At 60.7% G+C, this 12348-nt stretch carries 6 protein-coding genes; 5 read left to right on the top strand and 1 reads right to left on the bottom strand.

The genetic code is table 11. The annotated features are described in order from the left end of the window. The first annotated feature begins 19 nt into the window (after positions 1–19). The 5 genes from J3P82_RS14600 to J3P82_RS14580 all read left to right on the top strand — a co-directional run bounded on the left by J3P82_RS14600 (position 20) and on the right by J3P82_RS14580 (position 7508). Positions 20–280: a YeaC family protein gene (locus tag J3P82_RS14600; protein WP_434557474.1), complete on the top strand. Its 261-nt coding sequence runs from the start codon at positions 20–22 to the stop codon at positions 278–280. Then, positions 277–1107: a DUF2797 domain-containing protein gene (locus J3P82_RS14595; protein WP_434557473.1), complete on the top strand. Its 831-nt coding sequence runs from the start codon at positions 277–279 to the stop codon at positions 1105–1107. The genes J3P82_RS14600 and J3P82_RS14595 overlap by 4 nt, the downstream gene beginning before the upstream one ends. 13 nt (positions 1108–1120) lie before the next feature. After that, positions 1121–3778, top strand: coding sequence for an aminopeptidase N (gene pepN / locus J3P82_RS14590; RefSeq protein WP_434557472.1), 2658 nt, complete (start codon positions 1121–1123; stop codon positions 3776–3778). Between the two features lie 258 nt (positions 3779–4036). Beyond that, complete coding sequence (locus tag J3P82_RS14585) at positions 4037–5089, top strand: WD40/YVTN/BNR-like repeat-containing protein (protein WP_434557471.1); 1053 nt, start codon at positions 4037–4039, stop codon at positions 5087–5089. Between the two features lie 43 nt (positions 5090–5132). Continuing rightward, entirely contained in the window at positions 5133–7508 is a 2376-nt protein-coding gene (locus J3P82_RS14580; RefSeq protein WP_434557470.1) for an efflux RND transporter permease subunit, read from the top strand. An 84-nt stretch (positions 7509–7592) separates the two neighbouring features. Here the strand turns inward: J3P82_RS14580 and J3P82_RS14575 are convergent, their stop codons facing one another. Then, on the bottom strand, positions 7593–12296 hold the full coding sequence (locus J3P82_RS14575) for a dermonecrotic toxin domain-containing protein (protein ID WP_434557469.1): 4704 nt from the start codon (positions 12294–12296) through the stop codon (positions 7593–7595). Positions 12297–12348 lie beyond the last annotated feature (52 nt).

Genomic DNA, 12348 nt, shown 5'->3' with positions numbered 1-12348 from the left:
GCGTTTGCGCGGAGAACCCATGTCTTCCTTTAACGAAATGATCAAGAACATCACCCCCGATATCTACCGGAGCCTGAAGCTGGCCGTGGAAATCGGTAAATGGGCCGATGGCAACAAGCTCACCGCCGAGCAACGCGAACTGTCGCTGCAAGCAATGATCGCCTGGGAAATCCAGAACCTGCCCGAGGAAGAGCGCACCGGCTACATGGGCCCGCAGGAATGCCAGTCGAACGCGACCATCGTTCCGAATATCCTGTTCAAGTCGGACGCCATCCATTGATCGAGATTGGCCGCGGTGCAATCAGCAAGATGTCGGCCCGCCTTGACGGGCCGAACGTTCAATACGCCTTTCGCCTGGGCGACGTCGAGGTGCCGGTCAATCCATTGATCGGCAGCACGATCCGCCTGGAATACCTCGGTGCGATCCACTGCACCCATTGCGGACGCCGGACCAAGACCAGTTTCAGCCAGGGTTATTGCTATCCCTGCATGACCAAGCTGGCCCAGTGCGACCTGTGCATCATGAGCCCGGAGCGTTGCCATTTCGAGGCGGGCACTTGCCGGGATCCGGCCTGGGGCGAGCAGTTCTGCATGACCGATCATGTGGTCTACCTGGCCAACTCGTCGGGCGTGAAAGTCGGCATTACCCGCGCCACGCAATTGCCGACCCGCTGGTTGGATCAAGGCGCGAGCCAGGCGTTGCCGATCCTGCGTGTGGCGACCCGGCAGCAGTCGGGCTTTGTCGAAGACCTGTTTCGCAGCCAAGTGGCGGACAAGACCAATTGGCGGGCCTTGCTCAAGGGCGATGCCGTCGCGGTGGATTTACCGCAGATCCGTGATTCACTGTTTGAAAGCTGCGCTCAAGGGCTGCAGGGTTTGCAGGAACGATTCGGCCTGCAGGCGATCCAGACCATAGCGGACGTCGAACCGGTCGAGATCCGCTACCCGGTGGAGCAATACCCGGCCAAGATCGTCAGCTTCAACCTGGACAAGAACCCGATCGCCGAAGGCACGCTGCTGGGAATCAAGGGCCAGTATCTGATTTTCGACACCGGCGTGATCAACATCCGTAAATACACGGCTTACCAGCTCGCCGTGCATCAGTAGAAGGATTCGACCCATGCGCACCGAACAACCGAAGATGATTTACCTGAAGGACTATCAGGCGCCCGAATACCTGATCGACGAGACGCACCTGACCTTCGAGCTGTTCGAGGACCACAGCCTGGTCCATGCGCAACTGGTGATGCGCCGCAATCCCGAGCGCGATGCCGGGCTGCCGCCGCTGGTGCTCGACGGCCAGCAGCTGGAGCTGTTGTCGATCAAGCTCGACGACGCCGACCTGGGGCAGGGCGACTATCAACTCGACGATAGCCATCTGACGTTGCAGCCCAAGGCCCAGGCGTTCACGCTCGACACCACCGTGCGCATCCATCCGGAAACCAACACCGCCCTGGAAGGCCTGTACAAATCCGGCAGCATGTTCTGCACCCAGTGCGAGGCCGAAGGTTTCCGCAAGATCACCTATTACCTCGACCGTCCGGACGTGATGAGCAAGTTCACCACCACCGTGGTGGCTGAACAGCACAGCTATCCGGTGCTGCTGTCCAACGGCAACCCGATTGCCAGCGGCCCCGGCGAAGAGGGCCGGCATTGGGCGACCTGGGAAGATCCATTCAAGAAACCGGCCTATCTGTTCGCCCTGGTCGCCGGTGACCTGTGGTGCGTCGAAGACACCTTCACCACGATGACCGAGCGCACCGTGGCGCTGCGCATCTACGTCGAGCCGGAAAACATCGACAAGTGCCAGCACGCCATGACCAGCCTGAAGAAATCGATGCGCTGGGACGAGGAGGTGTACGGACGCGAATACGACCTGGACATCTTCATGATCGTTGCCGTCAACGACTTCAACATGGGCGCCATGGAGAACAAGGGCCTCAATATATTCAACTCCAGCGCCGTGCTGGCCCGGGCCGAAACCGCCACCGACGCCGCGCACCAGCGGGTCGAGGCGATCGTCGCCCACGAATATTTCCATAACTGGTCGGGCAACCGCGTGACCTGCCGCGACTGGTTCCAATTGTCGCTCAAGGAAGGTTTCACGGTGTTCCGCGACGCCGGCTTCTCGGCGGACATGAACTCCGCGACCGTCAAGCGCATCCAGGACGTGGCTTACCTGCGTACCCACCAGTTCGCCGAGGACGCCGGGCCCATGGCCCACCCGGTGCGCCCGGACAGCTTCATCGAGATTTCCAACTTCTACACCCTGACCGTGTACGAAAAGGGCTCGGAAGTGGTCGGCATGATCCATACCCTGTTGGGGGCCGAAGGCTTCCGCAAGGGCAGCGACCTGTACTTCGAACGCCACGACGGCCAGGCCGTGACCTGCGACGACTTCATCGAGGCCATGGAAGATGCCAACGGTGTCGACCTGACGCAATTCAAGCGCTGGTACAGCCAGGCCGGCACGCCACGGCTGGCGGTGAGCGAGTCCTACGACGCCGCGGCCAAGGCCTACAGCCTGACCTTGCGCCAGAGCTGCCCGCCGACGCCGGACAAAATGGAAAAGCTGCCGTTCGTGATTCCCGTCGAACTGGGACTGCTGGACAGCAAGGGCGCCGAGATCCCGTTGCGACTGGCCGATGAAGCGGCTGCGAACGGCACGTCCCGGGTGATCTCGGTGACCGAGGCCGAGCAAACGTTCACGTTCGTAGACGTTGCCGAGAAACCTTTGCCGTCGCTGCTGCGCGGTTTCTCGGCGCCGGTGAAGCTGAGCTTCCCGTACAACCGCGACCAGTTGATGTTCCTGATGCAACACGACAGCGATGGCTTCAACCGCTGGGACGCCGGCCAGCAGTTGTCGGTGCAGGTGTTGCAGGAATTGATTGGCCAGCATCAGAAGGGCCAGAGCCTGGTGCTGGACCCTCGGTTGATCAGCGCGTTGCGCACCGTCCTGTCGGACGAATCCCTGGACCAGGCGATGGTCGCGGAAATGCTCTCGCTGCCAAGCGAAGCCTACCTGACTGAAATCAGCGAAGTGGCGGACGTCGAGGCGATCCACGCCGCCCGCGAATTTGCCCGCCGGCAGTTGGCCGAGAACCTGTTCGAGGCGTTGTGGCTGCGCTATGAAGCCAACCGCGACCTGTCCAAGCGCACGCCATACGTGGCCGAGGCCGAGCACTTCGCTCGTCGCGCGCTGCAAAACATCGCCCTGTCGTACCTGATGCTGACCGACAAGCCTGAGGTGCTGAGTGCGACCCTGGAACAGTTCGAGACAGCCGACAACATGACCGAGCGCCTGACCGCGCTGGCGGTGCTGGTGAATTCGCCATACGAAGCCGAAAAATCCAAGGCGCTGGAAGTGTTCGCGGAAAACTTCAAGGGCAACCCGCTGGTCATGGACCAGTGGTTCAGCGTCCAGGCTGGCAGCCCGCTGCCGGGTGGGCTGGCGCGGGTCAAGGCATTGATGGGGCATCCGGCCTTCAATATCAAGAATCCGAACAAGGTACGGGCGCTGGTGGGCGCGTTTGCCGGGCAGAACCTGATCAACTTCCATGCAGCCGACGGTTCGGGTTATCGCTTCCTGGCGGACCTGGTGATCGAGCTCAACGGCTTCAACCCGCAGATCGCCTCGCGGCAACTGGCGCCGCTGACTCGCTGGCGCAAATACGACAGCGCCCGCCAGGCGCTGATGAAGGCCGAGCTGGAGCGCATCCTGGCGTCCGGCGGGTTGTCCGCCGATGTGTTCGAGGTGGTGAGCAAGAGCCTGGCGTGACTGGGCTGCGCATTGCCTTTTTGTGGCGAGGGGATAAATCCCCTCGCCACATTCATCACCCTCACGAATGTCTTCTGATTCACCCTTGGCCGATATCCCCCCGGTTAACAAAAGATAACGTGGCGTCGATTGTCAGACCTTTCGAAAGCCCGATACGATAGGTCAGCTTGCGAAGTGGCTCTAGATTGCAGGTTTCAGGGCTATGCTCCAAGACTGGCAACGTACCACGCCATAACAATAATAATGGGGGAAAGGTCTATGAATGAGCCTGTCATGGCTGTGGGCCGCTGCCGGCCGCCGTTGCTGCGCCGAGTGGCGTTGCTGGCCTCGGTGCTCTCGCTGCTGGGCTCTGCCGTCTTGTCGGCACCGGTGCTGGCGGTCGCGGCATCGACGTCCGATGTTATCTACTCCGTCGATTCGGCCAAGGCCAGCAAAACCCTGATGCTCGATGTGGTTCATGCCGGGCCGCGCCTGGTGGCAGTCGGCGACCGTGGGCATATCGTTTATTCCGATGACCAGGGCAAGACCTGGTCCCAGGCCAAGGTGCCGACTCGCCAACTGCTTACCGCGGTGTTTTTCGTCGACGACAAACACGGCTGGGCCGTCGGGCATGACGCGCAGATCCTCGCCAGCGAGGACGGCGGCGCCACCTGGGCCAAACAATTCGAAGACCTCACCCGCGAAGCGCCGTTGCTGGACGTCTGGTTCAAGGACGCCAGCCATGGTCTTGCGGTGGGCGCCTACGGTGCGTTGTACGAAACCACCGATGGCGGCAAGCACTGGGCCGACGCCAGCGACCGCCTCGATAACGAAGACCAATTCCACCTCAACGCCTTGACCGCCGTGAAAGACGCCGGGCTGTTCATCGTCGGCGAAGCCGGCAGCATGTTCCGATCTCCCGACTGGGGGCAGACCTGGGAAAAGCTCGAAGGCCCGTATGAGGGCTCGCTGTTTGGCGTGATTGGCACCGCCCAGCCTTCGACACTGTTGGCCTATGGCCTGCGCGGCAACCTCTACCGTTCTACCGATTTCGGCGATACCTGGCAGCAGGTCGAACTCAAGGCCGCCCGTGGCGCGTTGGAGTTCGGTTTGTCGGGAAGCACCCTTCTGTCGGACGGCTCGATCGTGATCGTCGGCAACGGCGGCAGCGTGGTGCGCAGCACCAATGACGGCGTGACCTTCAGCGTGTTCAACCGCCCTGACCGTATTTCGGTGGCGGCGGTCACGGCGGCGGGCAACGGCAACCTGATCCTGGCGGGACAGGGCGGCGTTCGCACCACCACGCCCTCGGGCGCCGAATTGAGCAAATGAGCCGGGCCTGTCAGACGGGCACAATAACAAGAAGGCGGACCCCATGAGCAGTCATCACCAAGACAAGGCGACGTTCCTCGAACGCCTTATTTTCAACAACCGCCCGGCAGTGATCATCATTTGCCTGCTGGTCAGCATTTTCCTGTTCTGGCAGGCCACGCTGATCCGGCCGTCCACCAGTTTCGAAAAAATGATCCCCCTCCAGCACCCCTTCATCGAGAAGATGCTCGAGCACCGCAATGACCTGGCGAACCTGGGCAACACGGTGCGGATTTCCGTGGAGGCCACCGACGGCGATATCTTTTCCAAGGACTACATGGAGACGCTGCGCCAGATCCACGACGAAGTGTTCTACATCTCGGGCGTCGATCGCTCCGGCCTGAAGTCACTGTGGAGCCCCAGCGTGCGCTGGACCGAAGTGACGGAAGAGGGCTTCGCCGGTGGCGAGGTGATTCCGCAGAGTTATAACGGCTCGGCCGAAAGCCTCGATCTTCTGCGCAACAACGTGCTCAAGTCCGGCCAGGTGGGGCGTCTTGTCGCCAACGATTTCAAGTCGAGCATCATCGATATCCCGCTGCTGGAGTCCTACCCGGACCCGCAGGACCAGGGAAAATTGCTCGCCTTGGACTACCGCAAGTTTTCCCACGAGCTTGAAGACAAGATCCGCAACAAGTTCGAAGCCCAGAATCCCAATGTGCAGATTCACATCGTCGGCTTCGCGAAAAAGGTCGGCGACCTGATCGACGGCCTGGTCATGGTGGTGCTGTTCTTCGGCGTCGCCTTCGTCATTACCCTGATCCTGCTGTACTGGTTCACCCACTGCATGCGCAGCACCGTCGCGGTGTTGAGCACAACGCTGGTGGCCGTGGTCTGGCAGTTGGGGTTGATGCACGCGGCCGGTTTCGGCCTGGATCCGTATTCGATGCTGGTGCCGTTCCTGATCTTCGCCATCGGCATTTCCCACGGCGTGCAGAAAATCAACGGCATCGCCTTGCAATCCAGCGAGGCGGACAACGCCCTGACCGCCGCACGGCGCACCTTCCGCCAATTGTTCCTGCCGGGGATGATCGCGATCCTGGCCGATGCCGTCGGCTTCATTACCCTGTTGATCATCGACATCGGCGTGATCCGCGAACTGGCCATCGGCGCGTCCATCGGCGTGGCGGTGATCGTGTTCACCAACCTGATCCTGCTGCCGGTGGCGATTTCCTACGTCGGCATCAGCAAGCGTGCCGTTGAGCGCAGCAAGAAAGACGCGACCCGGGAGCATCCGTTCTGGCGCCTGCTGTCGAACTTCGCCAGCGCCAAAGTTGCCCCGGTGTCGATTGCCCTGGCCGTGCTCGCCTTCGGCGGCGGCCTCTGGTACAGCCAAAACCTGAAGATCGGCGACCTTGACCAGGGCGCGCCGGAACTGCGTCCGGACTCGCGTTACAACCAGGACAACAATTTCATCATCAGCAACTATTCCACCAGTTCCGATGTGCTGGTGGTGATGGTCAAGACCAAGGCCGAGGGCTGCTCGCGCTACGAGGCCATGGCGCCTATCGACGAGCTGATGTGGAAGATGCAGAACACCGAGGGCGTGCAGTCGGCCATTTCCCTGGTGACCGTGTCCAAGCAAATGATCAAGGGCATGAACGAGGGCAACCTGAAATGGGAAACCCTGTCGCGCAACCCGGACGTGCTGAACAACTCCATCGCCCGGGCCGATGGCCTGTACAACAACAGTTGCTCCCTGGCACCGGTGCTGGTGTTCCTCAATGACCACAAGGCCGAGACCCTGGACCGCGCCGTGAAGGCGGTGCAGGACTTTGCCAAGGACAACAATCGCGATGGGCTGGAGTTCATCCTTGCCGCCGGTAACGCCGGCATTGAGGCGGCCACCAACGAAGTGATCAAGGAGTCAGAACTGACCATCCTGATCCTGGTGTACATCTGTGTGGCGACCATGTGCATGATCACCTTCCGTTCCTGGGCGGCGACGCTGTGCATTGTGCTGCCGCTGGTGCTGACCTCGGTGCTGGGCAATGCGCTGATGGCGTTCATGGGCATTGGCGTGAAGGTCGCGACCTTGCCGGTGGTGGCGCTCGGCGTGGGGATTGGCGTGGACTACGGCATCTACATCTACAGCCGTTTGGAAAGTTTCCTGCGGGCCGGCTTGCCGTTGCAGGAGGCCTACTACCAGACGCTGAAGTCCACGGGCAAAGCCGTATTGTTCACCGGGCTGTGCCTGGCGATCGGCGTGTGCACCTGGATTTTCTCGGCCATCAAGTTCCAGGCCGACATGGGCTTGATGCTGACGTTCATGCTGCTGTGGAACATGTTCGGCGCGCTGTGGCTGTTGCCGGCGCTGGCGCGGTTCCTGATCAAGCCTGAGAAGCTGGCGGGGCAGAAGGGTAATTCGTTGTTTGCCCATTGAGTGACGGCGGGGAATGTTCGGCACATTTTTCAAGTGATCGGCACAAGCCGCAGCCCAGGGCTGCGGCTTGTTGTTTTGACCCGATCAGTCGGCTAAGGGCAAGAACTTGCTCTGCGCCAAGGGCTTGCCTAATCGTCCGCGATGCACGTCCACGACCGCATAAGGGTTGTCGGCCTTGGCCAGCAGCGAGTAATAGTGCTCCTTGCGTTGTTCCTTGGTCTTCAAGTGCGCGACGCTGTAGTCGGCTTTCGGCTTCTCGGCCGCGTCATAGTGAAAATGTGCGTACCAGATGGGGAATCCTTTGCGGTCGTTGATGGCGTACTCCTGGAGAAAGTCCTTGCGCGTACCTTTCAGCGCTTTGCGTTCGCCAAGCCGCGCGACCTGTATCAGGTTCTTGTCGAACAGGTATTGCAGGTTGCCGTCGGTGGGCGGCAGTTGCAGGCTCAGCTCGGTACGCAGCTCAATGCCCTTGGCGGTCAGGCGGGTCACGGCATCCGTCAGTTGGCTGGATAGCCTGAGTTCTGCCGCGGTTGCCGGCGTTTGAGAGGCGGCGAAGGCGCGATCGAGCTCTTCGGACAGTTGGCGAAAGCGAGCGGCCTCATTGCTCATGATCTCCTCGATTTCCTGAGGATGACGGCAACGCTTCTTGTAATCTTCGGCTTTGCGCAGGCGTTCCGGCAGTCGATCGAGCGCTGTGCGTGCCTCGCTCTTGATCGCCCGGAGCGACCTTGTCCTGGGCGCGGGGGCAGGGCGCTGTTCTTCCACGACATCCCACGCGTCTTCATGCTGCGAATAGGTGGCGAGCAATTCGTTGTCGACTTCGGAACGCAGCTCGACCACGTCTATTGGCGAGGCGGTGCCCGCCGGCTTCAGGTCGCCAATCAGGACACCACTGTGGCGCGTCTTGATTACTTTTTTTAGCGGGCGTCCCGCTGATGCCTTCGGGCGTTTCGGGGGGCGTTTTCGCGGTTTCGGCTCAGGTTTTATTTGGTCTGCCAGGCGACTGGATGCGTCCAGGTAAAGGCCTTCGACCAGCTTGAACAACCTGTCGAAATAGGCTTCGTGAACGTCAGTGGAGTTGAGGGCTTTAAGACCTTGCAAGCCATCGAGCGCTTTGCCGTACTGCTCGGTCAGGGTCTCAAGCACTTCCAGGTGCTCCGACGCGGCCAGGTCGTACAGGCGCAGGTCGGAATGCGAACGAACCTGTTTTATCAAGGGTTCGATGATGTTGGTCAGGCTTGCGGACAAGCCGTGATCGTTGAGTTTCAGAGCCAACGATGTGAGGGTTGGCAATTGCAGGGCTTTGGTCGCCAGTGCGCTCCTTTCATTGGGCAACCGGCCGTGGGTCAAGCGTCTGAATGCCTGTTCACCCGTGGCATCCAGGTTCAACAGCTTTTCCAGGTATCTGTCCGTGAGCTCCAGAGATTGGATTGCACGATCGTTGATGTCGCTCAAGGCGATGAGGTATCGCTCGTAACCTTGAATATTGGTGAGCGCGGCTTCCACCAGTTCAAACCCTGGCCGGGTAAATTCTGGATAGGTGGCAAGCAGGGCTTGCAGGTCCATTTCAATGACTACGTAAGCCTTGCGGGCATCGTTGACCACGTTTTCCATCAAGGCGGGGTAGGTTCCCGGAGGCGGCTCTATATTGAGCCGGGCATAGTCAGGGCCGTTATCCAGTATCTTTTCGCAGAGATCGATCTGCTCGTTAAGCAGGTCGTAGAGCACCTTGCGTCTTGCCGCGCGCTGCTCAGCGGTATAAGTCGCACCTTCCTGCACCCTTTCCATCACCGCTTGAGCGGTGTCCACGGCTTGTTGCCGAATGGCTTGTTGCCCGGTGAACTCTCTCAACTCACGAATCAGTCGAGCTTTTTTTTCGGCATTGAGGCGACGCTGTTCCATTACCCGATTGCCGGGCATGCCTCCTCGCAGGCGCAAGCCCAGATCCATGGCCCATTGGCCTTCACGATTCAATCTGAGCACCGGGCCACTTCGAGACTGATCCATTGGGTCGATAATCGTCGCGCTGCCGTCCGATTCCGGGCTGACTCGATACAGCCTGTTCTCGACCAGGGCGTGCCACTGGTGGTCGATCACATACAGACCCGCGTGTGGCCCGCTCCTGACCGGCTCGGGGAGTAACGCCGGGTGCGGTGCCTGCAAGCGCAGCAACTCGGCGCGTTGTGCCAATGTCAGACCACGACGGGCACTGGCGAAGCTGAAGTCCAGGGTGGTGTTGTCGGCGTGGGTCAGTTCCGGCAGGGCCACGTAGCCTTCCTGAAGGCTGGGCGCGGTTGGCGCGGGCCATTGTTCAGGGATGGCGCGCGGGGCGGGAGCATCCATTGCCTGTTGCTTCAGCGCTTGAGGTACGACAGTGCGGGCCGGGGCACTGATGGACGGAAATTGACTCACCAGCATGACCAGATTGAGCAGCAAATCAACGGCGGCGAGCTCTCGCGCCATCGGATCCTCGCCGCTCAGGGCCGGGATATCCTGACTGGCGCTGGCCATCAGGTTCCACAGCCAGGCGACGGCCATGACCGGCCCACGCAGAAAGGGCACCAGCACTGCGTTGAACAATAAGTTGCCGCCTTCGAGCAGTACTGCCCAGCGGCTTTCACTGTTGGACACCGACTGCCGGTCGGCCTGGGCGATCAGAGCCCGGGCGTTGCAACCGTAGAGGTATTGCGTCAGCTTGCCGTTATGCAGCAATTGCCGCAGCTCCTCGCTGCCCTCGTCGACAGCGATCGTCGCCGGGGCCGGCTTCTCGGGGACGCTGAACTCGTCGCCCTGGAAAAAACGCACGATGTGCGGTTCCTGGAAACCTCCGTTGGCGTACACCGTCCGCGCAGCGTCAGACATCCAAGTCAGCACGCTGTCTTGCAGGTCTCCAGGTTCGACGACGGCTTGCAGCAACGCCGCCCGTGTCGGGAATTGCTGTAAGGAAGGCGAGTAAAAAGGCCGATACAGCAGGTGCGGGCCAGTGTGCACGGCCTCGGCCTCGATAATGAACATGTTGGCAACGATGTCGGGTTTCGCCTGGGCCTTGCGCAAGAACGCCAAGTGGCGGACGACCACGCGCTGCCCATTGATTTGTTGATTCTGCGCGTCGAGGTGCAAGAGTGCTTCGACCAGGCCCAAGCCTGGTCGCGTCATGCCGTTCTCGCTGTTCAACACCTGCTTCAATGCTTCGAGCACCAGCTGCGCGGGGATCTGTTCGGCAAACAGCCCCTGGCGACGCTGCGCCTGGGGCAGATCGTCGAAGAGTTTTTGTTGCAGGTAACGCGGATACGTCGTGCCGATATCAACCTGCTCGACCAACCCATCCTTGCGGGTAATGAAATCCGCTGTCAGCCACGACGGCAGGGTGAGCCCCTGGCGATGGCTGAGCTTCAAGTTGCCGCTGGGCCGGGCAACGAGGTTTTTGATGGCCAACTCCGTCAGGCTCATTTGCCTCTTTTCGCTGATGCCTACGGTGCCCGGATATCCTGCCGACACGGTGAAGTCGAGCACCACATCGTCGGGGTTGTAACGGCTGGACTGGGCCTTGTCAGAATGGCTGTCGTTCATTTGCCCCATCTGGTCGAGCAGGGCGCTGGCGGTGAAACGCTTGATGTCCTGGATGTCGCTGAGATAGGTCTGGCCGTCGTTGCGTCTTTTGGCCCCAGCCAGCGCCAGGGCGTGATGCTGGAATTTCGTTTGGTCGACAACCGAGGCCTTTTTTAGCCAGTCAGGCAACAGTGGCTCAAGTCGCTCCGACGTTTCTGGCAGCAGGCGCGGAATATCGCGCAGATCCCGGGCGGGATCGGTCACCTCGTTGTAGAGATCATTCAACGGCTGGAGACCGATCCGGGACGGCAGTCGGACCGCGCTGACGGCGGCCAGTTGCTGCTCCAGCATCAATCCGGCCTGGGTATCAAAAGCATTGCCGCCGATCTCGTAGCGCTGGAGGGTGACCGTGTCGACGGCATATTGGCTAGCGATCCGTTCGCGCCAATGCTGGTTGAAGGCCTCCATCGAATCGAAGGTTTGGACGGTACTCCCCGGGCTGCAAAGCAAAATGACGAGCCCATACTGAGTGTAATGAAGCAGCAGCAGGTCAGTGCTGGGCAATACCGTGTTGCGGGTGCCTTGGGTGAGGGTACTTTCCAGGCTGTAGGCATAGACGGGCGGGACGTTGTGTCGGAAACGCTGATCGCGGTCGGGCCAGCGGACGATCTGCTCCAGGGCATCGCGCGCCGGTTCAGTGAGGCGGGGCTGTTGCAGCCCGCGCAGGTGCAGAAGATTGCGCAGTGTATCGCCGAGCCACTGCCATCGGCTGGTCCCAGCGTTCAGTCCCGTTGGCGTGGTGGTTTCGATGTCGGTGTTCCAGTAATGCGTCAGGGCTTGTTCGAATCCGGCTGCGACGATCCAGGGCAGCTCGAGCACGCATTTCTCGATGACCTTGATGTCCAGGTTATGCCCAGCCTCTGGCCGAAGACGTTTGGGGAATGTATCGGAGAGATAGGCGTCGAGGCCTGCGCGCGACGAAAAATCCACGGGCGTACCGAGGGCGAGGTAATCGAGCACCAGGGCCATGAACGGCCGGGCGACCCAGCTTTTGCCAGCTTCATTCGGTGTTGCCAGCTGGGTCTTGGAGAGGTCAATGGCCAGGGTGGAGTAGTTTTCCTTGAGGGCTTGCACAAGCATGCGTTGGACGACCTGTTCGAAGGTCGGGCGGCCGGCGAACTGCAGGCTGACCCTTTGCGCCAATGCGGCGGCGGTATCGGCCGTGGGGAGGGCGGTCATGAGAAGTCCTTTTCCTAAATTCCGTGGCCGTCGGAATGACGGCGGGAAAAGT

The sequence above is a fragment of the Pseudomonas sp. Z4-20 genome (genome assembly GCF_051131955.1).
GTDB classification, from domain to species: domain Bacteria; phylum Pseudomonadota; class Gammaproteobacteria; order Pseudomonadales; family Pseudomonadaceae; genus Aquipseudomonas; species Aquipseudomonas marvdashtae.
The sequence above is the reverse complement of the archived record's forward strand: the minus strand, read 5'-3'. Positions and strand labels throughout refer to the sequence as shown.

Coding starts and splice junctions, on each gene's coding strand:
- J3P82_RS14585 (WP_434557471.1), top strand. CDS start 4,037: ATGAATGAGCCTGTCATGGCTGTGGGCCGCTGCCGGCCGCCGTTGCTG.
- pepN (WP_434557472.1), top strand. CDS start 1,121: ATGCGCACCGAACAACCGAAGATGATTTACCTGAAGGACTATCAGGCG.
- J3P82_RS14600 (WP_434557474.1), top strand. CDS start 20: ATGTCTTCCTTTAACGAAATGATCAAGAACATCACCCCCGATATCTAC.
- J3P82_RS14575 (WP_434557469.1), bottom strand. CDS start 12,296: ATGACCGCCCTCCCCACGGCCGATACCGCCGCCGCATTGGCGCAAAGG.
- J3P82_RS14580 (WP_434557470.1), top strand. CDS start 5,133: ATGAGCAGTCATCACCAAGACAAGGCGACGTTCCTCGAACGCCTTATT.